Here is a 23,183-nt window from a genome sequence, read left to right on the forward strand (position 1 = left end):
ATTGAAATGTTTCGAGATTGTAGGCTCAGGCGGAAGGCCCGAACTCCCACTTCTTCCACGCCGCCAGCACGGCGTTGGGATACTGCGGCTTGCCGCGGCTGCCGTTATAGCGGCCCAGGGCGAGATAGAGGTTGCCCTTCTCCATGTCGATGTACATGCGCAGGATCGCGCAGCCATAGCGCAGGTTGGTCTGCATGTTGAACAGCATGCGGCGGTCGCTGTCGCCGATCACCTTGGTCCAGAACGGCATCACCTGCATGTAGCCGCGCGCGCCGGCGATCGAGATCGCGTACTTGCGGTAGGCGGATTCCACCTGGATCAGGCCCAGCACCAGTCCCGGATCCAGCCCGGCGCGGGTCGACTCGTACCAGACCGTCTCGAGGAACTCGGTACGCGACAGTTCGTCAGGGATGCGCTTGGCGAGGCGCCGCGACATCTCGCCGAACCAGGCCTGGTAGCGCGCCCGCGCCGCCTCGTCGCGCAGGACGGGCTTGGGCAGGCGCTTGTCGTGGATGGCGTTGGCCAGCGCCAGGCGCACCGCGTCGGCAAGCTGTTCTTCCTTCTGGTTGCCGGCCTGCGCCGAGCCTCCGAACAGCAAGCCGGCGGCAAGCAGCGCGCTCGCCGCCCACGGGAACAACATCACCGGGTTCACTTGCCCAGCTTGCCCTTGATGAAGGCGACCATGCCGTCGACCGGCACGCTGGTGGCGGCTTCGTCGCGGCGGCCCTGGTATTCCAGGTTGCCTTCCTTGAGGCCACGCTCGCCGATCACGACACGGTGCGGCACGCCGATCAGTTCCCAGTCGGCGAACATCGCGCCCGGACGCAGGCCACGGTCGTCGACGATCACGTCCACGCCGGCCGCCTGCAGCTCGGCGTACAGCTTCTCGGTCTGTTCCTTGACCATCTCGCTGCGGTCCAGGCCCATCGGGCACAGCACCAGCTCGAAGGGAGCGATCGAATCCGGCCAGATGATGCCCTTGTCGTCGTAGTTCTGCTCGATCGCCGCGCCCAGGATGCGGGTCACGCCGATGCCGTAGCAGCCCATCTGCAGCGGGGCCGGCTTGCCGGCTTCGTCGAGGAAGGTGGCGCCCATCGCTTCCGAGTAGGCGGTACCGAGCTGGAACACGTGGCCCACTTCGATGCCGCGCTCGATCGCCAGCACGCCCTTGCCGTCCGGCGAAGCGTCGCCTTCGACCACGTTGCGCAGGTCGGCAACGAGCGGCTCGGCGCAGTCGCGGCCCCAGTTGGCGCCCGTGTAGTGATAATCCGCTTCGTTGGCGCCACAGACGAAATCGGCCATGTTGGCGACGCTGCGGTCGGCCACGACGGTGACCGGGAGCTTGGTGCCGATCGGACCGAGGTAGCCCGGCACGGTGCCATACACCTCCTGGATCTCCGCTTCGGTCGAGAAGCGGAATTCCTTCAGGCCCGGCACCTTGTTGACCTTGATCTCGTTCAGTTCATGGTCGGCGCGCAGCAGCAGCAGGAAGTAAGTCTTCTTGCCTTCGTTCTCGACGGTCAGGGCGATGCTCTTGACGTGCTGCTGCAGCGGAATGCTCAGGAGTTCGGCCACGGCTTCACACTTGGTCTTGCCGGGCGTGGAGGTCTTGGTCAGCTGCTGGGTCGCCGCGCCACGCTCGCCGCCGGCCAGCGCTTCGGCCGCTTCGATGTTGGCCGCGTAATCCGAGGTCGGGCAGTACACCAGCGCGTCTTCGCCGGTGCTGGCGATGACGTGGAATTCATGCGAGCCGGTGCCGCCGATGGCGCCGTTGTCGGCCGCCACCGCGCGAAACTTCAGGCCGAAGCGGGTGAAGATCTTGGTGTAGGCGTCGAACATGGTCGCGTAGGACTTCTGCATGCCTTCGACGTCGCGGTCGAAGGAATACGCATCCTTCATGGTGAACTCGCGGCCGCGCATCAGGCCGAAGCGCGGACGGCGCTCGTCGCGGAACTTGGTCTGGATGTGATAGAAGTTGATCGGCAACTGGCGGTAGGACTTCAGCTCGCTGCGCACGACGTCGGTCACGACTTCTTCCGAGGTCGGCTGGATGGCGAACTCACGGCCGTGACGGTCTTTGACGCGCATCAACTCCGGACCCATCTTGTCCCAGCGGCCCGTCTCTTGCCACAGTTCGGCCGGCTGCACCAGCGGCATCAGCAGTTCGATCGCGCCCGCCTTGTTCATTTCTTCGCGGATGATGTTCTCGACCTTGCGGATGATCCGCAGGCCGGTCGGCATGTAGGTGTAGATGCCCGAACCGAGGCGTTTGATCATCCCGGCGCGCATCATCAGCTGGTGGCTGACGATTTCGGCGTCGGAAGGCGCTTCTTTAAGCGTTGAAATAAAAAATCGTGAGGCGCGCATATCCGTGAATTCTTTTTAAAAAGAGAGAGTTATAATCGACCTAATTTTAAAGGATTAGCTGGCTGATGCGTCCAATCTTTCTACAAATGGGTCCGGAACACGCAGCACCCTCCTTGTCGGCAACTCGCCGGCAAGCTGGCAATGGCACTTTGTGGGTAAAAATATAAGGATCGTACGGCCGGCAGAAAGTTTCGAGGTGCACTTATGCTCGATCGTGAAGGGTTCCGCCCCAACGTCGGCATCATCCTGCTGAACGCCAACAACGAGGTGTGGTGGGGCAAGCGGGTGCGCGAGCACTCGTGGCAGTTTCCGCAAGGGGGTATCAAATACGGCGAGACGCCGGAGCAGGCAATGTATCGCGAGCTCGAGGAAGAAATCGGCTTGCGCCAGGAACATGTCAAGATCGTGGGCCGCACCCGCGACTGGCTGCGCTATGAAGTGCCCGACCACTTCATCAAGCGCGAGATCCGCGGCCACTACCGTGGCCAGAAGCAGATCTGGTTCCTGCTGCGCATGATGGCGCGCGATAACGACGTCAACCTGCGCCTGACCGACCATCCCGAGTTCGATGCCTGGCGCTGGCACGACTACTGGGTGCCGCTGGACATGGTCATCGAGTTCAAGCGCGATGTCTACCAACGGGCGCTGCAGGAGCTGTCGCGCTTCCTCACCTGGCCGGCCAAGGGCCAGCACGGCGAGCGCCGCCACAGCGCGCGCTACCTGCGTCAGCCGCACGGCCGCACGCAGGGAGGTGGCGGCAAGGTGCAGCAGCAAGCGCAGCAACCGGCGCTCGCCACGGCCACGTCGGCGCGCCCGGCCACGCCGGACTCGCTGGTGCTGGTGCCAGACGAATAAGGGCGCGGCGCCGCCCTTCCCCTGCGCCGCACGCCGGCGCAGGGCCCCCTTTATGCCTGCTGAATTGTCAAATGCGGATTGCGCCATGACAATGTCGGCATGACGCTTCTCTCCCGCCTGTTCGCCTGCAGCGTGCTGCTCGCCACCCTCCCCACCCATGCGGCCGCCGAATCCGAGGCAAAGGCTTGCAAGTACGTCAACGTCGCCACGGTCCCGCTGCGCTACACCGGGCCATCGCTCGAGATCACGATGGAAGGCTCGCTCAACGGCACGCCGGCCAGGCTGCTGGTCGATACGGGGGCCGACTTCACTGTCCTGACCCGGACCGGCACCGAGCCACGCGACATGAGCCTGTGGAACACCGGCAGCATCGCCTCCGGCATCGGCGGCTTCAGCCGGGTCTACAACACCCGCTTCAAGGAATTCCGGGCCGGCCCGGCCAGCGCAAAAAACGGCACCTTGAGAGTGCTGCACGATTTCGGCTACGCGCCCTCGTACGACGGCATCCTCGGCTCGCCCTTCCTGCTGCAGGCCGACCTCGAGTTCGTGCTGGCGGAGAAGACGATCCGCTTCTTCCGGCCGGTCGACTGCCGCGACCAGTTCCTGGCTTACTGGGACCCGGACGCCACCGTCATCCCCTTCGACTACAGCGACAGCAGGGCGCCCAATCCCCGCTTCACGGTCCTGTTGAACGGCAAAAAGCTGAGAGCCATGATCGACAGCGGCGCGGGAACCACCTCGGTCACGCTGGACGCTGCCAAGCGCGCCGGCCTCAAGCTCGACGCGCCCGGCGTCGAGCGCGCCGGTTTCAGCAGGGGCGTGGGCGAGGCCCAGGTGGAAAGCTGGGTGGCCATCTTCGACACCCTGCAGCTGGGCGCCGAGACCATCCGCAACGCGCGGGTCGCCGTCATGAATACCCTGCATCATGATGCAGACATCCTGCTGGGCGCCGACTTCCTGCGTTCGCACCGCGTCCTGTTCGCCATGAGCCAGGAAAAGCTTTACATCAGCTACCTTGGCGGCGATCCGCTCGGCCAGCGGCGCGGCATCGAGCCCTGGATGCTGAAGGAGGCGGAAGGCGGGAACACCGATGCCCAGATGATGCTGGCGGCCTTCTACCGCGCCGGCTACGGCGTGGCGCGCGATCCGGCCCAGGCCAAGAGCTGGTTCGACCGCGCCGTGGCGGGCAACAACCCGGCAGCCAACTTCAGTGTCGGGCGCAGCCACCTGTCGCAGCGCCGCTACGCGGAGGCCGCACGCCATCTGCGCCTGGGCCTGGAACAACTTCCGGGCGACCGCAACGCGGCCCTGTTGCTCTACCTGGCCCGCCTGCACCTGGGGGAAGGCGATGCCGCCAAGGCCGACCTGCAGAAGGCGTTCGCGCGCGACGACAAGGACCAGTGGCCGAATCCGATCGCGCGCCACTTCCTGGGCAAGCTGAGCGAGGAAGAGCTGCTCGAGGAAGCGCGCGACGACAAGCTGCGCGCCAAGGGCCAGGTGTGCCTCGCCAAGACCATGATGGCCGAGCGTGCGACGGCCATGGGCGACAGCGCCAAGGCGCAGTCGCTGCTGTTCCACCGTCCGGAATGCGGGCCGTCGGCGGCGCCGCGCCCGGCCGCCCCGCCCCCACCAGCAGCGGCGCAAGAAGCCACCTGAAGCAGGCCGGGACGGGAAGCGCTAGAATACCGGCTTCCCGCCTTTCTTCATTCCCTTCCCGATCATGTTTACTCCGTCTTCACACGACGTGCGCCGCTTTTTCTGCGAAGCCCTGCGCAAGCAGCGCAACGGCGACATCCTGACCCCGATGGACGCCATCGCGGCCGACTGGATCGTGCAACACCCGGAATACCACGCCGAACTCGAAGACGTGGAAGCCGCGATCGCGCGCGACTACTCGGTCGAGGGCGGCAAGCCGAACCCCTTCCTGCACCTGTCGATGCACCTGTCGATTGCCGAACAGGTGTCGATCGACCAGCCGCGCGGCATCAAGGCCGCGCACGACGCGCTGGTCGCCAGGCGTGGCGAGCACGACGCCCACCACGAGATCATGGAATGCCTCGGCGAGATGATCTGGGCCTCGCAGCGTAACGGCGTGCCGCCGGATACCGAGGCCTATATCGAATGCGTGCGCCAGCGCGCCTCGCGCTAGCGTCCAGCGGCAGTATAAGATTCAAACTCTCCTACCGGGGTCAGGTCTGACATTCGGACACGGACTCTGCCGTCAGCAGCCTTTCACTGTCGAGTTCGTGTCTAAATGTCAGACCTGACCCCGAAGGTGGGAACCAAAAACACATCCCCCGCCGGCTGCCCGGTCGGGGGATGTTGTGCGGCCGGTAAGGCTGCGGGAATGCTTACTTGCTGACCACCAGGTTCGACGGCAGGCTGCCCAGGTAGGCGCCGATGTCGGCCATGTCGCGGTTCGACAGCGGCTGCACCTGGCCGGCCATGATCGGATTGGCGCGGCCGTTGGAACCGGCGCCGCGCTTGTAGGCGCGCAGGGCGTGGGCCAGGTACTCGGGATGCTGGCCGGCCAGCTTCGGATAGGTCGGGTCGATCGGCTTGTTGTAGTCGGCGCCGTGGCAGGATGCGCAGTTGTACTTCTTGACCAGGGCCTCGCCTTTCGCGACGTCGGCCGCGGAAGCATTCAGGCAGAAAGCACCGACGACCAGTGCGGAAACCAGTTTTTTCATCGTCCGTTCCTCAGCGTTTGGCGGTGGCAGGGGTCTGCTGCGCGTAGTAGGCAGCGACGTCGGCGATGTCCTGGTCGCTCAGCGACTTGGCAATGCCCATCATTGACGGGTTCTTGCGCTCGCCCTTGCGGTAGGCCTTCAGCGCGCTCTCGATGTACTTGGCCGACTGGCCGCCGATCATTGGAACCGGGAAGACTTCGGGGAAGCCGGCCTTGTAGCCGGGAATGCCGTGGCAGCCAATGCACATTTCGATCTTGGCCGGTGCTGCTTTCGGATTGCCGACAACTTCCGCCGCGGCGGCAGGGACGACGCTGGCGGCAAACGCTGCCAATACCAGTAGTGCTAAAGATGTTTTCATGGGTGTGGCTCGTTAGTTGTAATTCGAATACCGCAAACGCACAAAAAGTTAGCAAATGGACTACCAACCTGTCGATTCTATCTGAAGAGTTGTCACCAGTCTACAAACGCACGCAGCTTCCCGGCGCCCCGTTCCGGCTGCGGTTCTGACGTATACTCGACTTCCTCGATCCCTCGAAATTGAACGCCCATGCACGCTTCCCCCCGCTTCGAAGGTAGCGACAACTACGTCGCCACCGCCGACCTGAAACTGGCCGTCAACGCCGCCCTGACGCTCGGCCGCCCGCTCCTGATCAAGGGCGAACCGGGCACCGGCAAGACCATGCTGGCCGAAGAGGTCGCTGCGGCACTCGACATGCCGCTGCTGCAGTGGCACGTGAAGTCGACCACCAAGGCCCAGCAGGGCCTGTACGAATACGACGCGGTGTCGCGCCTGCGCGACTCGCAGCTGGGCGACGAGCGCGTGCGCGACATCCACAACTACATCGTCAAGGGGGTGCTGTGGCAGGCCTTTACGGCGCCGGAGCCGGTGGTCCTGCTGATCGACGAGATCGACAAGGCCGACATCGAGTTCCCGAACGACCTGCTGCGCGAACTGGACCGCATGGAGTTCTACGTCTACGAGACGCGCGAGATGGTGGTGGCCAAGCACCGCCCGCTGGTGATCATCACCTCGAACAACGAGAAGGAACTGCCGGACGCCTTCCTGCGCCGCTGCTTCTTCCACTACATTAAATTCCCGGACCGCGACACGATGACCGACATCGTCAAGGTCCACTTCCCGACCCTGAAGCAGGATTTGCTGGCTGCCGCGCTGCAGAGCTTCTACGAGCTGCGCGAAGTCGCCGGCATCAAGAAGAAGCCCTCGACGTCGGAATTCCTCGACTGGCTCAAGCTCCTGCTGGCCGAAGACATCCCGGCCGAGGCCCTGCGCAGCAAGGATACCAAGGCCATCGTGCCGCCGCTGCACGGCGCGCTGCTCAAGAACGAGCAGGACGTGCACCTGTTCGAGCGCCTGGTCTACATGTCGAGGACCAACCGATGATCAAGGTTGTTCCAGTGACGCTCGAGTTCAACGGGCTGCGCCTGGAACCGCTGGCGCCGCACCACGAAGAAGGCCTGCGCGCCGCTGCCCTCGACGGCGAACTGTGGAAGCTGCGCGTGACCAGCGTGCCGGAGCCGCACAATGCGCTGCAGTACATCGGCACCGCGCTCGACACCCGCGACCGCGTCGCCTTTGCCGTGATCGATACCCGTAGCGGCAAGCTGCTCGGCAGCACCAGCTACCACGACATCCTCCCTGGCATCAAGCGTGTCGAGATCGGCTACACCTGGTACGCCAAGAGCGTCCAGCGCACCCACGTGAATACCAGCTGCAAGCTGATCCTGCTGTCGCACGCCTTCGACACCCTTGGCTGCGGCGTGGTCGGCCTGCGCACCGACTGCGAGAACTTCGCATCGCAAGCCGCCATCGAACGCGTGGGCGCGAAGAAGGATGGCGTCATCCGCCACCATGCCCTGCGCCGCGACGGCACGGTGCGCGACACGGTGATGTACAGCATCCTGCGCAGCGAGTGGCCGCCCATTAAAAGCGCCCTGCACGAGCGGCTGGAGCGCCACGGAAGCCGTCAATGCTGATCGACTTCTTCTACGCCCTGCGCGATGCCAAGGTCCCGGTGACGATCAAGGAATTCCTGACCCTGCTGGAGGCCATGCAGCGCCAGGTGATCCTGCCCTCGCTGGACGAGTTCTATTACCTCGCGCGCCTGACCCTGGTGAAGGACGAGGCCCACTTCGACCGTTTTGATCGCGCCTTCGGCCTGTATTTCAAGGGCGTCGACGCGGTCTTCGACGAGAAGGCCGAGATTCCGCTCGACTGGCTGCTCAAGCGCTTCGAGCGCGAGCTCACGCCGGAGCAGCGCGCGGCGCTGGAAAAACTCGGCTACGACAAGCTGCAGCAGCGCCTGGAAGAGCTGCTGAAAGAACAGAAAGGCCGCCACGAAGGCGGCAACAAGTGGATCGGCACCGGCGGCACCTCGCCCTTCGGCAATGGCGGCACCAACCCCGAAGGCATCCGCATCGGCGGCCAGGGCCGCAACCGCACGGCAGTGAAGGTGTGGGAACAGCGCAGCTACCGCGACTACGACGACGAGCGCGAACTCGGCACCCGCAACATCAAGGTGGCGCTGCGCCGCCTGCGCCGCTTCGCGCGTACCGGCGCGGCGGAAGAACTGGCGCTGGACGACACCATCCGCGCCACCGCCAGCAATGCGGGCTACCTCGACATCCGCATGCAGCCCGAGCGCAAGAACCGCATCAAGGTGGTGATGCTGCTGGACGTGGGCGGCTCGATGGACGACCACATCGAGCGCGTGGAGGAACTGTTCTCGGCCGCCAAGAGCGAGTTCAAGAACATGGAGTTCTACTACTTCCATAACTGCGTCTATGACTACCTGTGGAAGAACAACCACCGCCGCCACAGCGAGCGCTTCCCGACCTGGGACGTGCTGCGCAAGTATCCGCCCGACACCCGCCTGCTGTTCGTCGGCGACGCCACCATGAGCCCCTACGAGGTGCTGGCACCCGGTGGGTCGGTCGAGTACAACAACGAGGAAGCCGGGGCCGAATGGCTGGCCCGCTTCACCAGTGCCTTTCCCAAGTTTGCCTGGCTCAATCCCGAGCCGGAACACCTGTGGGAATACCGGCAATCGATCGCCGTCATCAAGCAGATCATGAATCACCGCATGTTCCCGATCACCCTCGAAGGGCTGGAACGGACCATGCGCCTGCTCTCCAAATAGGCCCCCTCCTACGTCAATCGTGCGCGCTGGACCCTCTTGTAGAATTGGCAAAAACACCACACTCTGCCGTTCGTAGGGTGGGCGGCTTTGCCGCCCACGCGGTGCCAACTGTCGCCGCGTGGGCGGAAGATCCGCCCACCCTACAACGACGATGACAAGGAGTTCCAATGCCCGACCTGCTGCCCATCCTGACCAGTCTCGCCTGGCCGCTCGCGCTGGCGGTCGCGTGGCTGGCTGGTGAATTCGGGCAGCGTTTCACGGGCCTGCCCCGCATCAGCTTCTATGGCCTGGTCGGTTTTGCACTGGGCAATTCGCAGATCGGTGTGCTGCCGGCGCCCAGCGCCGGTCCCGTATCGCTGCTGGCCGACGTCGCCTTCGGCCTGATCCTGTTCGAGCTGGGCTACCGCTTCAACCTGCGCTGGCTGCGCCGCAACCCCTGGCTGGGGGTGGCCGGGCTGGCGGAAAGCCTGCTTACCTTCGTGCTGGTCTACCTGGTCGCGCTGGCCTTCGGCACCTCGCACATCATCGCGCTGATGATGGCGGCCCTGTCGATGGGCACTTCGCCCGCCACCATCGTCCGCGTCATCAACGAGCAGCGCAGTTCCGGCCAGGTGACCGAGCGCGTGCTGCACCTGACGGCGCAGAACTGCGTGCTGGCGGTGTTCGCCTTCAACGCCATCATCGGCTTCTGGATCTTCCGCACCTTCGACGCGATGGGCGAGGCGCTGTGGCAAAGCCTCGTGGTGCTGGCCGGATCGGCGCTGGTGGGCGCGGTCTTCGGGGTAGCCGTGCCGGCCCTGCTGCGCGCCATCCACAACCCGCGCCAGGACGCCACCGTCGCGTTTGCGCTTGCCATCGTGCTGCTGGTGGCGATCTGCGACGCCGGCACCCTCTCGCCCTACATCGCCACCCTGTTCTTCGGCCTCACCGCGCGCCACCGCCGCGTTGCCTTCAGCCAGGCGCAGCGCAACTTCGGCGCGCTGGGCGAGGTGCTGACCGTGCTGCTGTTCATCTACGCCGCCTCGACGCTCGACTGGCGCCAGGTCGCCACCGGCAGCGCGCTGGCAGTGATCGTGGTGCTCGTGCGCCAGGTGGCAAAAACCGCAGGTGTGACGGCCTTTGCCCACCTGTCCGGCGTCTCCTGGCGCAAGGGCGCCCTCACGGGGCTGGGCCTGGCGCCGCTGTCGGTGTTCGTGATCCTGCTGATCGAACACGCGCGCCACGCGGGCGTGCACGTGGTGGAAGAACTGCGCGCCATGGCCGCGGTGACGATGCTGCTGGAAGTGTTCGGTCCCGTGATCATCCAGCGCGTGCTGGTGTGGGCGCGCGAATCGTCCGTGGACGCACCGGAGGCTACCCATGCCGCTTGAAGCCTTCAACGCCTCGCAGCCGCTCACTTTCGGGGTCGAGCTGGAGCTGCAGCTGGTCAGCCTGTCGGACTTCGACCTGACCGCGGCCGCACCCGACCTGCTGCACCTGTTAAAACGCAAACCCTTCCCCGGCAACGTCACGCCCGAGATCACGGAGAGCATGATCGAGATTAACTCGAGCGTGCATTCATCCTACGGGCCCTTGCTCGCCGAGCTGAAGGAAATCCGCGACACCCTGGTGGCGGCCGGCGACATCCTCAACATCGGCATCGCCGGCGGCGGCACCCATCCCTTCCAGCACTGGTCGGAACAGAAAATCACGCCCAAGCCGCGCTACGAATACCTGTCGCAGCTGTACGGCTACCTGGCCAAGCAGTTCACGGTGTTCGGCCAGCACGTGCACATCGGCTGCGCCAACGGCGACGACGCGCTCTACCTGCTGCACGCGCTGAACCGCTACCTGCCGCACTTCATCGCCCTGTCCGCATCGTCACCCTTCGTGCAGGGTCACGACAGCGGCTTCGACTCGGCGCGCCTGAATTCCGTGTTCGCCTTCCCGATGAGCGGGCGCGCGCCTTTCGTGCTGAGCTGGCAGGAGTTCACCGACGTGTACTTCGCCAAGATGGAGCGCACCAACATCATCAAGAGCATGAAGGATTTTTATTGGGACCTGCGCCCCAAGCCGGAGTACGGCACCATCGAGCTGCGCGTGTGCGACACGCCGCTGACGGTGGAGCGGGCGGCGGCGCTGGCGGCCTACCTGCAGGCCGTGTGCCGCCATCTCCTCACACGCGTGGACGAGCCGCCCGTCGAGGACGACTACCTGGTCTACAACTACAACCGCTTCCAGGCCTGCCGCTTCGGCCTAGAAGGATCGATCACGCACCCGAAGACCTTTGCCAACGTGCCGATGCGCGAAGACATCCTCGCCACGCTCGAGAAGATGATGCCGCACGCCGAGGCGCTGGGGAGCAGCGAGGCGCTGCAGCACCTGGCCGACGCCGCACGCGAGGGCAGCGACGCCGCGCGCCTGCGCCGGCACTTCGAGCGCGAAGGCAGCGTCGAGGGCATGGTCAACGGCGCCATCCAGCAGTTCCGCGGCGAGCGCCGCATGCGCCTGGTGCGCTAGCCCGCATTTATCCATGTACTGCACGGGCGTCCGGCGGCGCCTCGTCACGTTCCATCATGCCGTAGTCACGCACGACCTGCGCCACTCTGAGCCGATAGCCCTTGAACACCCCGGCGCGGCCGCGCGCCTGGGCGATGCGGTGTGCTTCCAGGTTACGCCAGCGCGCCACCGCCTCTTCGTCGCGCCAGAACGAAAGCGACAGGATGCGGCCCGGGCGCGACAGGGACTCGAAGCGCTCGATGGACAAGAAACCGTCGATGGCCTCCAGTTCGGAACGCAGGCTGGCGGCGATATCGAGGTATTCCTGGCGCCGGTCCGGCTCCGGCTCGACTTCAAAGATCACGGCGATCATGCTGCGCCTCCTTTCCCAACGTGCCCTCCACCACCTCGGTAAACGTGCGCCATTCGCGCAGGATGAAGCGCTGTTCCTGCGCCAGCGCGAAGTTGGCGCGCGACTCCGGGTCCGTCTTCAGGCGCGTGCGGTAGGCCTCGTAGGCGGCCAGGCTGTCGAAGGCGACCAGTCCCCAGGCCTCGTCATTCGTTCCCTCGTGCGGCAGGAAGTAGCCGAGCAGGTGGCCGCCCAGGCGCGGAATGATGCGGCCCCAGTTTTCGCTGTAGCGCCGGAAGTTCTCGCGTTGGAAGGGATCGATCTGGTAGCGGATGAAACAGGTGATGGTCATGCGAACTCCTCGTGTGGTGGATGTGGCCATTCTGGCCGTTTGCATGGGGCGATGCTTCGGCTAAGATCGAAGCATGGGACCGAACATCACCACCATTGCCGCACTCGTCGGCGACAACGCGCGCGGCCAGGCGCTTAGCGCACTCATGGCCGGTCGCGCGCTCACCGCCACCGAACTGGCCGACGCAGCCGGCGTCACCCGCCAGACCATCAGCACCCACCTGGGCCAGCTGGTCGAGGCCGGGCTGCTCGCGGTCGAGAAGCAGGGACGGCACCGCTACTTCCGCATCGCCGATGCCGAGGTCGCGCACATGCTGGAAACCCTGATGGGGGCAGCCGCCCTGAAGCGTCCCGTGCACGTGGGCCCGCGCGAGCCGGCACTGCGCAAGGCACGCGTCTGCTATGACCACCTGGCGGGCGAGCTTGGAGTGCTGGTCTACGAAAGGCTGGCACAGCGCGGCGCCTTTGCCCTGGGGCCGGATGGCATCGCGCTCACGTCGCAGGGACGAGAAGCCTTGGGGCAGCTCGGCGTGGACCTCACGCTGCCCGACGGACGCCGCCCCTTCTGCCGCACCTGCCTGGACTGGAGCGAGCGGCGCCACCACTTGGCGGGCGTGCTCGGCGCGAAGCTGCTCGATCGCTTCGAGCAGCTCGGGTGGGCGAAGCGGGTGCCCGAGTCGCGGGTGATGGCGTTCAATGAGGCCGGCGAAGCGAAACTGCGGGAGTGGTTGGGCGAAGGCGAGCGCCGCTAGCTTGTTGACATGTCCAGTGTTCGTGCGTACGCTCGACCTGCTTACTAAATCGTTACAGTAAATCGTTGTAGAGCACCACCGACCCGGAGAAAAAGATGAATCAGGCAGTACCCTCCAGCACGCTGGACATGCTGAAAACCGTCAGCACCGCCACCCTCACCTCGCTGCTGTATAAGCGTGGCTTTCGCAATGTATTCATCCAGGGAGCCCGGCCCCTGAAGCCGGGACAGCGCCTGGCCGGAGCGGCCTTCACCTTGCGCTATATTCCTTCACGCGAGGACCTGGACGGCATCGAAGTCTTCCGCGACCCGCGCCATCCACAGCGCGTGGCGGTCGAAGAGATCCCCGCCGGCGCAGTGCTCGTGATGGATTGCCGCGGCGATGTGTCGGTGGCCTCGGCTGGGAGCATCCTGGCCACACGCATGCAGGTGCGCGGTGCAGCCGGCATCGTCACCGATGGCGGTTTGCGCGACGCCTCCGGCATCGCCAAACTGGACATGCCAGCCTGGTGCGCGGGCCCGTCGGCGCCGACCAATCTGATCCGGCACCACGCGCTCGACATCAACGCACCGATCGGCTGTGGCGGCGTGCCGGTCTATCCCGGCGATATCATGGTGGGCGATGACGACGGCGTGGTCTGTATCCCCGCCCATCTGGCTGAGGAAATCGCGCGCGACGCGGTCGAGATGGAACGCTTCGAAGACTTCGTGCTGGAAGAAGTGGAAAGCGGCGCCTCGATCATCGGCCTGTATCCGGCCACGAATCCCGAAACCCGGGTCCGCTACGAAGCCTGGCTCGCGCGTCGCGCCGCCGACTAAACTGGATCCCAGTCAGGGACGCGTGACCATTGATACGTGGGCGCTTGCCTACCTGCGATCCTGGTGCGCCGGGAGACGGGCTGCAATGAGCGTCCAGAGGCCTTCAGAAAGAAGTGCTTGGGCCATGGCATCACTGCGTCTGCGAACACGGCCGCTATCTTCATGCTCGGACTGAGCCCATGTACGTCCGCTATCGACCCGAAGCGAACGTTTCGCAGCAATGGCATCAGCCCTCCTAGGATCCGCTTGCCCACGGAAATCGAGCATAGGCAAATACTTGGTGTCATTTTAACAACACATCAGGGACGCTCCAAAAGTGTGGCGCAAATGTTTTGATAGACTGTGTCTAGCTGGAAATCGGGTCGTGTCGTCCTTGACAGTGTCGTGATTTCCGTTTTGATACCAGCGTCAGAGCACTTGACGATAGGAGGGCTTCATCATGCTACGGTGGCTTGAAAACTTGATTTCTCAAAACGCTCTTACGCCTGAGAAACACGCAAAACGGTCGCTCAACGAGCTGCGCATGGAGCTGTATCAATCCGAGCAACATTTGCTGGAAATGCAGTTGCGTGCAGATTACTACAGGGCTCGTATCGTTTTTCTTGAAGAAGTAACAAGGAAGGGAATCGAGCAGGTATCTGACCAGCGCAAAGGTCTACAGGAAGTCTCTCAGGCACTACGGCCGGGACTCAAGCTCACGGCAGCGCAATAGCGCCGGATTCGCAGCAGGACAAGGCCATGCGGCAGTTCAGCTCTGTCGTTCATCTCGCTCTTGGCACGGCTCGGTGTACGAGCTAGTTGCCATCAGGGTAAGTAACCGTTTTTTCAGGAGCTCCTGGACATGCTGGCCGGCGAGCCCTCGCCAGCGCGTCAGCGACCCTCCATGGCAACATGCTGGGTCTGGGTCCCCAGCCCGTCCATAGCCAGCCGCAGCACGTCGCCCTGCTTCAGATAGCGCGGCGGTTTGAGGCCCATGCCGACGCCTCCCGGCGTGCCGCTAACGATCACATCGCCCGGCAACAGGGTCATGAACTGGCTCACGTAGGACACCAGTTCGGCGACGCTGAAGATCATGTCCGAGGTTGAGCTGGCCTGCATCACCTCGCCATTGACGCTCAGCTCCATGCTAAGCGCGTGCGGGTCTGGAATCTCGTCGGCCGTGACCAGCCAGGGACCGATGGGGCCGAAGCTGTCGAAACTTTTCCCCTTGTTCCATTGGCCCATTCGGAAGTTCTGCCAGTGCCGCTCGGAGACATCGTTGGCCAGGCAATAGCCGGCCACATGATCCAGCGCCGCCGCGACCGGCACGCTGCGGGTGGTCGTGCCGATCACGATGCCCATTTCGATTTCCCAGTCGGTGTGCTCGGAACCGGGAGGCATCACGATGTCGTCGTTGGCACCGCTCAGCGAGGTGATGGCCTTGGTGAAGACGATCGGTTCGGCGGGAATCGCCTGTCCCGATTCCTCGGCATGCTTGCGATAATTGAGGGCGATCCCGATGAACTGGCGGATCCCGGCCACCGGCACCCCGATGCGGGTGGCGGGATCGATCGCGGGCAGCCGCGTCAGGTCGACGGCCGCCAGCGCCGCCAGGCGCTCCGGCGCCAGCCATTCCGGCGTCAGGTCCGGTACCAGGGAAGCGAGGCTGCGGATCGTCCCCTGGGCATCGATGGCCGCAGGGATTTCGGCGCCAGGGGCGCCAACCCGACATAGTTTCATTGCTTGTTCCCTCCCCTTGCTTGATCCTGACCAAGCTCGATCAGCTTGAACCGGCCCTGGAAGGAGTAATCCTTGCCCTCGAAGCGGGCGATGCTGGTCTGTTTCGGGTCGAAGCTCGTGCTGTTATTCAACAGCAGCAGCCACTCCAAGCCGCTGGCAAATGCCAGATGCACCGCATCGATGTCGCCCGTGCGGGCGTGCTGGATGCGCTTGACCCGGCTGTCGGCATCGCTGGTCATCTCGCTGATCGGATCGTGGCCACCGTGCGGCTCGAGCACGCTCACGTAGGCCGCCTGGCGCGCCGCGGGGATGCGCAGGATGAAGGCATTCTCGTTACGCAGGTTAAAGTTCGGATCGTTCGCCCCGATCTGGGTGAACAGCACCTGCATTCCCGGCGCGGCCAGCGTGCTGAGCGTATAGAAGCGGCCATTCTCGTTAAGCCAGGTGACCTGGCTCAGCGGCGCTGCCGCTTCTGCGCGCGCCTTCAGCCACAGATACTGATAGCCGTTGCGCTTGCCCAGCGGCGCCAGGCTCTGGGTGGCAGTGTCCAGCGCAAAGTTGGTCTTGATCAGGTGTCCCTTGTAATGCAGCGGCAGGTCTAACTGATGGTTCTTGCTTGAGTCCACCGTCAGGACATCGAGCACGATCGGCTGGCGCAGCCTCGCATCGCGCAGCTGCGCCATGGTGCGCACAAAGCTCACACCCGGATAGGCATCCCCGACCCGCGCCGCCGAAATCTTGAGCCCGTCCTTGTCGGAAAAATACAGCAGCTCGGGATGGTGGGCTTCGGCCACATCCAGCTTGCCTCCGTAGTGACTGCCTTCGTCGACTACCAGAGTGTTGTGGGCAACGGTCTGGTTGGCGTAGCTCTTGTTTTCCGGCAGGTAGCGGCCGCCGAATTTCGCTTCGATGTTCAGGAAGCGCGCCGCCCCGTAATCGGACACGATTTCCGCGCCCTTGTCGTAGAACAGCCAGTTCAGCTTGTCGAAATGGCCGTGCCCCATGCCCTGGGCGGTGGCCTTGAACACCAGCGCCTGGTCCGGCTCGCGCATCACCACCAGGCCGCCTTCGTCGCCCTTGGCGCCGTCGCGGAACACCCTGGAGGCGAAGCGGTAAGGTTTGTCCCGGCGCGCGTCGAGCCCCTGCGCGACCCGCATGCCGTCGCCGGTCAGGATCACCCGGTCCTGGCGCCTGGCGATGTCGAGCAGGCCGGCATCGCCGGTGGCCGAGTAGGCGATGGCAACGCCGGTCACCAGTTCGATGGTGTCGATGCCCTTGTCCTTGATCGCGTCGTTGATCGGGAAGAACAGCTTGTTGTAGCTGAGCTGGATCGTCGTGTCGATCGCTTTCAGGATGATGCCGTCGCGGTAGGAAAAGATCTTGCGCTGCGGCTCCCTGGTCTCGATGGCCTTGGCGAAGGTCACAAAAGGCAGCAAGGCGTAGCGCTGGTAGTACGGCCCCTCGGTGTAGTAGCCGTCGGGCGAAAACAGCTCGTCCAGCTGGCGCAGGAAGCCGCCCTTGCCCGACTTGTCCGAGCCGTACAGGGCCTGTTCCACCCAATCGCGCTCGCCCAGCACATAGCCCGTCATGCCCACCGCGGTGGTGGCCCAGGTCGCATGGTTGTGGATGGTGTTGAATGTATGGGGCGAGCCTTCCGACAGGAACAGCGCGACCGGACGCAGGATGCCGTTCTCGATCTTGCGCCGCTCCCCTTCCTGCAAGGCGGGCAGGATCGCGTCATAGGCCTGGATCGTGTACACCAGCCACACCGATTCGTTCAGGTTCTGCCAGAACAAACGCCCTGCCGAAATCACCGAATCCGTCTTGCGCTGCGGGTGCAGCGGCAGCGTCGGATACAGCTCGGCATACATGGACAGCATGTCGCGCACGAAATGCGCATATTTCGCTTCGCCGGTGAGCTGGTAGATCACCGCCGCGTCATACATGAGCTGGGCGTTGTTGCGGTGGATCTCGTGGGTGACGCCGCCGCCGGCATCAACCGGGACCGGCACCTGCTTCGGCAGGGCGATCTTGCGGTCGACCTCGGCCTTCTGCTGCTGGTAGGTACGCTGGAAACGCCCCGGACGCGCGATCTCGGCGCGCATCCGGGTCACTTCCGGCGCCGTCATGACCAGCGCCGGATGCGCGGCTGGGCGTGCCTGCGCCTGCGCGCAGTAAGCCGGATTGGCGAGGCCGAGGCCCAGGATGGCCACCATCCCCATCCCGCCAAGTAATTTCCTGTGCATCGACATCATCAATTCCTTCGCGCTTCCTGGTTGTCGAGGACTCGTACGGTGCTGGCGCCCTTGGCGTGCAGTTCGCTCGCCTTGAGCGCCGCGACCTTCCGGTAGGTATTGCCGCGCAATTCGGTATCCGGGTCGCCCACGGTATGCTCGACAACGATGCCGGCGCTGTCGGCGAATTCATTGGCCGCGATGCGGGTGCGCTGCACGCCGTGCAGGTACAGCGCCGCCGCGCGCTTGTTGCGCTTGCCTTGCCCGACGCGGTCGACGACGTTGCGCGTGAACGCGAGGCGCGGACCGAAGGTGCTTTCGTCGGTGCCGCCGCGGTAGAGGCTGACTAGCGCGCCCTCGATCTGGGCGAAGCGGTTACCCTCGAGCACCAGGGCCTCGGCGTTGTAGTTGCCCAGGTCGTCACGCTCCTTGTCCAGCCTGAGCAGGTCGCCGCTGATCTTGCTGAAACGCGAGCCCGTGATGCGGATCTCTTCGGCCAGGCTGCGGTCGCCCGCATCGAAAAAGTGATGCGAGTGGTTGACGTCCAGGTTCCTGACCTCGACGTTCTCGAGCACCAGGCGGTAGCTCACCTGCATTCCGCTCTTTTGCGTGCGGATCAGGATGTTGCCGGCCGAATCGGGGCTCGCGCTGCCATCGATCTGCAACCCGGCCAGCTTGAGGGAGCCGCCATTGCGGATCTCGAACAGCGTGTTGCGCTCGGGGAGCAGCACCACACTGCCGGCCTGCTGCGCTTCGATGCTCAGCACCTTGTCGATGACCAGCAGCCTGGCGACCGGGTAGCGGCCGGGCGCCAGCACCAGGCGGTCGCCATTGCCTGCCTGCGCCAGCGCATGCGCCAGGGCGTCTTCGCGCGCGCCATCCACGGCGATCTGCCTGCCGGAGTCGAAAGCCACCTGCGGCTCGCGTTTCGGGTACCAGGCCGGCCCGGTCTGCGCCTTGGCAATCGGGCGCAGCGAAGCGCTGGCGCCGCGCTGGCGCAAGGCTTCGTCCTGCGGCATCAAGAGGCCGGCGCTATTCCTCTTCAGCGCCGGCGCCGCGCGCTCGAAGCCGGCGGGCAGCCCGGCGTCCACACCCTGCACGACATTGCCGGCGAAACGGATGCCGCGCATGTCGTCATAGAACACGACGTTCGCCTTGCCGGTCCGGTGCAGGACCAGGTTGTCCTCCATGCGGCTGTTGGCAGGCGGCGCATTGCGCTCCGCGTCCTTGCCGGCGCCGAACTGCAGGTGGTCGACGTCGATGAAGCTGTTGTTGTGGATGTGGGCATTGAGCACCTGGCTGTAGCGGTTGAGCGGCGCATCCACGGTGCCGTTCATGATCGCAAAGCCGCTGCCGAAACGGGTGCCGGTCAAGCCTTCCAGGTAATTGTTGCGCACGGTCTGGTCGCGGTTGATGACGCGGATGCCGCCGGTGTTCTCGACGCCATTTCCGAAGAAGACGTTGCCCTCGACCAGGTTGCCATTGCCGTGCCTGAGCGTCAGCGTGCCGCGCGATTCGAAGAACACATTGTTGCGGATGATGTTGCGGCCGGACTTGATGGAAATGATCTCGACTTCGCCATCGCAGCGATCGAAATAGTTCTCCTCGATCAGGGTATGGGAATCGGTCAGGGAATAGGTGCTGGTGCCCACCCGCAGGGTTTCTCCGCCATTCGATCCGAGGATGGGACGCGGACCGAAATAGTTATGGTCGATCCGGTGGTGGTTCTGCTGGCTGTCCTCGCCCTCGAGGCGTACCGCCATCGTCACCCCCTGGTTGCGCTTGCCGGCCAGGTAACTGTGATCGAAGCGATTGTGCTTGCCCGACAGGGACACCCAGTAGTCGACGGCATCGCGGTCGGGATTGTTGAAGTTGTCGATGACCACCTCGGTCACCCGCGAGTGGTTCGCCACCTGTTTGGCGTTGCGCTGGAAGGAAATCACTTCCTGCGTGGGTGTATAACCATTCCTGAACACCAGGCCCGATACCACCAGGTGCTGGCCGGCCAGGCGCAGGTTGGAGCGCCCGGACAGGATCACCTTGCCCGGCGTTTCGGCGCGCAGCGTGATAGGCTTGCCCGCCCTGCCCTCGGCAAAGAAGCCGACCTCGAAATCCTGCCAGGTGCCGTTCTTGAGGACGATCGCGTCGCCCGGCGCCAGCCGCTTCAGGGCCGCGTCGAAGGCGCCCTTGTCCTTGACCACGACATCCTTGGCCGACAAGCCAGGGCTCAGCAATATACCGATCGTCAGGGCGCCCAGCGCCTTCGAGAAGCTCATCATTGATCTCCTTTCCGGACCGGCTGCACGGTGCCGCCCAGCCACAGCGAGACGAACACCAGCGGCACCAGCAGCGCACCCAGCACGAAGAAGGGAGCGTAGTTGCCGTCTGCCGTCAGGGCCGGCACCAGCTGCATGCAGGCGATCACGCCCAGCACTGCTGCGGTGCCGCTGATCCCGGCCAGCGAGCCGACCGTCTTGCCTGAAAAGAAATCGCTCGGCAGGGTCTGGATGTTCGTGATCGCCGCCTGGAAGCCGAACAGGATCACGGCGATCGACATCACCGCCAGCAGGGGCGTGGCGGCAACTGCGCTGAGCAGCAGCGACGGCAGCATCAGCGCCAGCCCGAGGCCGATCACCGACTTGCGCGCCCGGTTCACGCTCCAGCCGCGGGCCAGCAGGCGGCCGCACAGCCAGCCGCCCGCCAGCGCGCCGATCGCGGCGCCCACGAAGGGCACCCAGGCGAACAGGCCGATCTGCTTGACGTCGAAGCCGAAGCGCTCGTTCAGGTACAGCGGCAGCCAGGCCACGAACAGCCACCAGACCGGGTCGATGAAGAAGCGCGCAGCGATCACACCCCAGCTCTCGCGGTGGCGCAGCAGCTGCCCGAGCGTCGGCACGTATTCGGCCTGCTTCTCTTCAGCGCGGACCTGTCCGCTCAGGATGTATTGGCGTTCGTCCTCGCTGATCCAGGGATGGGCGCCGGGACCGGACTTGTAGATGATCAGCCAGGGCACGATCCAGATGAAGCCGAGCGCCGCGATCAGGATGAAGGTGGCCTTCCAGCCCACGTAGTGGTACAGGATGGCGACCAGCGGCGGCGCGACGATGGAACCGAGCGAGGCGCCGGCGCCGAAGATGCCCTGCGCCAGCGCGCGCTCCTTGATCGGGAACCATTCGGCCGCGGCCTTGGTCGCGCCCGGCCAGTTGCCTGCCTCGCCCACGCCCAGCAGCACGCGGAACAGCCCGAAGGACAGCGCCGAGCGCGCCACGCAGTGCAGGCCGATCGAGATCGACCACACCACGATCGACAGGATGAAACCGACGCGCGTGCCGAGTGCGTCGAACAGCTTGCCGAACAGGGTCTGCCCGACCGCATAGCCGACCAGGAACACGGTCACGATGTTGGCGTAGTCCTGCTTGTCCATGCCGAGCTCGTCGGCAATACCCGGCCACATCACCGCCAGGGCGGAGCGGTCGATGTAGTTGATGATTGTCGCGGCCGCCACCAGCATCATGACCAGCCAGCGCAAGCCTTTCATTGTTTTCATGCCTGTCTCCGTATTGTTGTCCTTGATGGCCGGTCTTAGCCGGCATCCAGCTGCGCGCGGTTCGGCAAGCCTTCGCAGTCGCCGCGGAACTGCACCACGCGCGCGCCAACCGCATTGCCGCGTGCGGCCGCCGCAGCCAGCGGCAGCCCGTCGAGCAGCGCACTGATGACGCCGACGGCGAAGCCGTCGCCGGCGCCGACGGTATCCACCACGCGCTCGACGCGGCGGCCCGGCGCGATGCCGCGCTCGGTGGCGCTGGCGTAGTAGGCGCCCTCCGGCCCCAGCTTGACCACCACCTGGCTCGCCCCGCGCTCCAGGTAAAAGTCAGCGATGCCTTCGGCATGCCTGCAGCCGGTGAGAAGCTTGCCTTCGGCCAGGCCGGGCAGGACGAGGTCGGCATGCGAGGCCAGTTCGTTGAGGGTCGTGACCATCGCCGCCTGGCTGGGCCAGAGGCGCGGCCGCAAGTTGGGATCGAAGCTCACCAGGCGGCCGGCGCCGCGTGCCTGCGCGGCCAGCGCAAATACCAGGTCGCGGCAGCTGCCGGACAAGGCGGGCGAAATGCCGGTGAGATGCAGCAGCCTGGCCTGGCGCACCAGGCCGGCCGGCATGTCGTCCAGCGACATATGGCTGGCGGCGGAACCGCGCCGGAAGTATTCGATCTGCGGGTCGCTGCCGTCCAGGGCCATCGACTTCAGCATGAAACCGGTCGGGTAGCGGGCATCCGTTTGTACATGACGCAGGTCGATGCCTTCCGCCGCCATGAAATCGAGCAGGTTGCGCCCCAGGCTGTCCGCACCGAGCCGGCTGATGTAGCCGACCTTGAAGCCCAGCCGGGCGATGCCGACCGACACGTTGAGCTCGGCTCCCGCGGTGGCCCGCTCGAAGCGGCGGACCTGGTCCAGCGGGACCGGTTCGCAGGCCATCAGCAAAGCCATGGCTTCGCCGACGGTGAGCACGTCGAGCTCGGGATGATCGCTTGCTGGGGTGACTGCTCCGTTCATGGTGTCCGATCCCTTGGAAATGTTGGGCAACAGCGGGCCTGCGGCGCCGTGGCAAGGGCGCCCTTGGGTTTGCTACCGCAGGCTGCTGGGGTGCTTAGTACAGGCCGAGACCGCCGTTCACCTGGATGATCTCGCCGGCCAGGAAGGCGGCGCGCTCGGAGGCCAGGAACACCACGACGTTGGCGACGTCGTCCGGCTGGCCTTCGCGGCGGGCCGGCGTGCGCTCGGCGATGGCAGCGCGGTTGGCCGGGGTGTTGAAGGTGTCGTGGAAGCGGGTGGCGATCAGGCCCGGCGCCACGCCGTTGACGCGCACGCCGTTCGGTCCGACTTCCTTGGCCAGCGCGCGGGTGAAGGTGGCCACCGCCGCTTTCGAGGAGGCATAGTGCGCCGAGCCCGGGCCGCCGCCGTCGAAGGCCGCCAGCGAGGACATGGTCACGATCACGCCCTGCTTGCGCGGCTCCATGCGCTTGAGCGCCGCCTGGCAGATGAGGAAGGTCGAGGTCAGGTTCAGGTTCATCGCCTCGTTCCACAGCGACAGCGGCATCTCGGCGACGCGGCAGCGCTGGATCAGGCCGCCGATGTTCGCGAACAGGACGTCGATGTCGCCGATCGCGCCTTCAGCCTCGGCATACACCTGCTCGGCGACCTCGGCGTCGGTCAGGTCGGCCTTGATCGCCTGGGCGCGCCGGCCCATGGCGCGGATCTGGGTGACCACCTCGTTCGCTTCGTCGCTGCTGCTCCAGTAGGTCAGCACCACGTCCGCGCCGGCTTGTGCCAGCGCCAGCGAAGTGGCCTTGCCGATGCCCGATGCACCGCCCATGACGAGTGCGCGTTTGCCGATGAGTTCCATATTGCTCTTTCTTA

The 23,183-nt window shown here is 65.0% G+C and carries 23 protein-coding genes; 11 read left to right on the plus strand and 12 right to left on the minus strand.

The window, feature by feature from the left end; all coding sequences use genetic code 11:
- Positions 1 to 25 precede the first annotated feature (25 nt).
- On the minus strand, positions 26 to 640 hold the full coding sequence (locus LK539_RS14590; protein ID WP_227802089.1) for a lytic transglycosylase domain-containing protein: 615 nt from the start codon (positions 638 to 640) through the stop codon (positions 26 to 28).
- Between the two features lie 8 nt (positions 641 to 648).
- Positions 649 to 2,367, minus strand: a complete 1,719-nt coding sequence (locus LK539_RS14595) for a proline--tRNA ligase (RefSeq protein WP_227801724.1) — start codon at positions 2,365 to 2,367, stop codon at positions 649 to 651.
- A gap of 204 nt (positions 2,368 to 2,571) precedes the next feature.
- Here LK539_RS14595 and LK539_RS14600 point away from each other — a divergent pair, with 204 nt between their 5' ends.
- The 3 genes from LK539_RS14600 to LK539_RS14610 all read left to right on the plus strand — a co-directional run bounded on the left by LK539_RS14600 (position 2,572) and on the right by LK539_RS14610 (position 5,371).
- Positions 2,572 to 3,222, plus strand: a complete 651-nt coding sequence (locus LK539_RS14600; protein ID WP_227801726.1) for an RNA pyrophosphohydrolase — start codon at positions 2,572 to 2,574, stop codon at positions 3,220 to 3,222.
- Positions 3,223 to 3,321: 99 nt separating this feature from the next.
- The gene (locus LK539_RS14605) at positions 3,322 to 4,878 is read left to right on the plus strand and encodes an aspartyl protease family protein (RefSeq protein WP_227801728.1); all 1,557 of its coding nucleotides are present in this window, start codon (positions 3,322 to 3,324) and stop codon (positions 4,876 to 4,878) included.
- 64 nt (positions 4,879 to 4,942) lie between these two features.
- Complete coding sequence (locus tag LK539_RS14610) at positions 4,943 to 5,371, plus strand: DUF1841 family protein (protein ID WP_227801729.1); 429 nt, start codon at positions 4,943 to 4,945, stop codon at positions 5,369 to 5,371.
- Between the two features lie 202 nt (positions 5,372 to 5,573).
- Here the strand turns inward: LK539_RS14610 and LK539_RS14615 are convergent, their stop codons facing one another.
- Entirely contained in the window at positions 5,574 to 5,912 is a 339-nt protein-coding gene (locus LK539_RS14615; protein WP_227801730.1) for a cytochrome c, read from the minus strand.
- A 10-nt stretch (positions 5,913 to 5,922) separates the two neighbouring features.
- Entirely contained in the window at positions 5,923 to 6,270 is a 348-nt protein-coding gene (locus LK539_RS14620) for a cytochrome c (RefSeq protein ID WP_227801731.1), read from the minus strand.
- A 189-nt stretch (positions 6,271 to 6,459) separates the two neighbouring features.
- Here LK539_RS14620 and LK539_RS14625 point away from each other — a divergent pair, with 189 nt between their 5' ends.
- The 5 genes from LK539_RS14625 to LK539_RS14645 all read left to right on the plus strand — a co-directional run bounded on the left by LK539_RS14625 (position 6,460) and on the right by LK539_RS14645 (position 11,569).
- Positions 6,460 to 7,314, plus strand: a complete 855-nt coding sequence (locus LK539_RS14625) for a MoxR family ATPase (protein WP_227801732.1) — start codon at positions 6,460 to 6,462, stop codon at positions 7,312 to 7,314.
- Positions 7,311 to 7,907 (plus strand): GNAT family N-acetyltransferase, encoded by a 597-nt coding sequence (locus LK539_RS14630; RefSeq protein WP_227801733.1) that lies wholly within the window; start codon positions 7,311 to 7,313, stop codon positions 7,905 to 7,907. Before LK539_RS14625 ends, LK539_RS14630 begins: the two co-directional genes overlap by 4 nt.
- Positions 7,901 to 9,070, plus strand: coding sequence for a VWA domain-containing protein (locus LK539_RS14635; protein WP_227801734.1), 1,170 nt, complete (start codon positions 7,901 to 7,903; stop codon positions 9,068 to 9,070). Before LK539_RS14630 ends, LK539_RS14635 begins: the two co-directional genes overlap by 7 nt.
- 167 nt (positions 9,071 to 9,237) lie before the next feature.
- A complete protein-coding gene (locus LK539_RS14640; RefSeq protein ID WP_227801735.1) occupies positions 9,238 to 10,440 on the plus strand; it encodes a cation:proton antiporter in 1,203 nt (400 codons plus the stop codon).
- Complete coding sequence (locus tag LK539_RS14645; RefSeq protein ID WP_227801737.1) at positions 10,430 to 11,569, plus strand: YbdK family carboxylate-amine ligase; 1,140 nt, start codon at positions 10,430 to 10,432, stop codon at positions 11,567 to 11,569. Before LK539_RS14640 ends, LK539_RS14645 begins: the two co-directional genes overlap by 11 nt.
- Positions 11,570 to 11,576: 7 nt before the next feature.
- Here LK539_RS14645 and LK539_RS14650 read toward each other — a convergent pair whose 3' ends face one another.
- Positions 11,577 to 11,921, minus strand: coding sequence for an antibiotic biosynthesis monooxygenase (locus LK539_RS14650; protein ID WP_227801738.1), 345 nt, complete (start codon positions 11,919 to 11,921; stop codon positions 11,577 to 11,579).
- Positions 11,902 to 12,249, minus strand: coding sequence for an NIPSNAP family protein (locus LK539_RS14655; RefSeq protein WP_227801740.1), 348 nt, complete (start codon positions 12,247 to 12,249; stop codon positions 11,902 to 11,904). The genes LK539_RS14650 and LK539_RS14655 overlap by 20 nt, the downstream gene beginning before the upstream one ends.
- A 73-nt stretch (positions 12,250 to 12,322) precedes the next feature.
- On the opposite strand from LK539_RS14655, the gene LK539_RS14660 reads away from it, so the two are divergent.
- The 3 genes from LK539_RS14660 (at position 12,323) to LK539_RS14670 (ending at position 14,530) form a co-directional block, all read left to right on the plus strand.
- The gene (locus LK539_RS14660; RefSeq protein ID WP_227801741.1) at positions 12,323 to 13,000 is read left to right on the plus strand and encodes a helix-turn-helix transcriptional regulator; all 678 of its coding nucleotides are present in this window, start codon (positions 12,323 to 12,325) and stop codon (positions 12,998 to 13,000) included.
- A gap of 95 nt (positions 13,001 to 13,095) precedes the next feature.
- Positions 13,096 to 13,818 carry a ribonuclease activity regulator RraA gene (locus tag LK539_RS14665; RefSeq protein WP_227801742.1) on the plus strand — a complete coding sequence of 241 codons (723 nt, stop codon included), beginning with the start codon at positions 13,096 to 13,098 and terminating at the stop codon, positions 13,816 to 13,818.
- Between the two features lie 439 nt (positions 13,819 to 14,257).
- Positions 14,258 to 14,530, plus strand: coding sequence for a hypothetical protein (locus LK539_RS14670; RefSeq protein WP_227801743.1), 273 nt, complete (start codon positions 14,258 to 14,260; stop codon positions 14,528 to 14,530).
- Between the two features lie 158 nt (positions 14,531 to 14,688).
- On the opposite strand, the gene LK539_RS14675 is transcribed toward LK539_RS14670, so the two are convergent.
- The 6 genes from LK539_RS14675 to LK539_RS14700 form a co-directional block, all read right to left on the minus strand.
- The gene (locus LK539_RS14675; RefSeq protein WP_227801744.1) at positions 14,689 to 15,537 is read right to left on the minus strand and encodes a fumarylacetoacetate hydrolase family protein; all 849 of its coding nucleotides are present in this window, start codon (positions 15,535 to 15,537) and stop codon (positions 14,689 to 14,691) included.
- Entirely contained in the window at positions 15,534 to 17,792 is a 2,259-nt protein-coding gene (locus LK539_RS14680; RefSeq protein ID WP_227801745.1) for an alginate lyase family protein, read from the minus strand. The genes LK539_RS14675 and LK539_RS14680 overlap by 4 nt, the downstream gene beginning before the upstream one ends.
- Complete coding sequence (locus LK539_RS14685; RefSeq protein WP_227801746.1) at positions 17,792 to 20,050, minus strand: polysaccharide lyase 6 family protein; 2,259 nt, start codon at positions 20,048 to 20,050, stop codon at positions 17,792 to 17,794. Before LK539_RS14685 ends, LK539_RS14680 begins: the two co-directional genes overlap by 1 nt.
- Positions 20,047 to 21,318, minus strand: coding sequence for an MFS transporter (locus tag LK539_RS14690; protein ID WP_227801747.1), 1,272 nt, complete (start codon positions 21,316 to 21,318; stop codon positions 20,047 to 20,049). The genes LK539_RS14685 and LK539_RS14690 overlap by 4 nt, the downstream gene beginning before the upstream one ends.
- A 35-nt stretch (positions 21,319 to 21,353) precedes the next feature.
- Positions 21,354 to 22,319: a sugar kinase gene (locus LK539_RS14695; RefSeq protein ID WP_227801748.1), complete on the minus strand. Its 966-nt coding sequence runs from the start codon at positions 22,317 to 22,319 to the stop codon at positions 21,354 to 21,356.
- 94 nt (positions 22,320 to 22,413) lie between these two features.
- Positions 22,414 to 23,169 (minus strand): SDR family NAD(P)-dependent oxidoreductase, encoded by a 756-nt coding sequence (locus LK539_RS14700; protein WP_227801749.1) that lies wholly within the window; start codon positions 23,167 to 23,169, stop codon positions 22,414 to 22,416.
- Positions 23,170 to 23,183 lie beyond the last annotated feature (14 nt).

The sequence above is a fragment of the Massilia sp. IC2-476 genome (genome assembly GCF_020707295.1).
GTDB lineage: Bacteria > Pseudomonadota > Gammaproteobacteria > Burkholderiales > Burkholderiaceae_D > Telluria.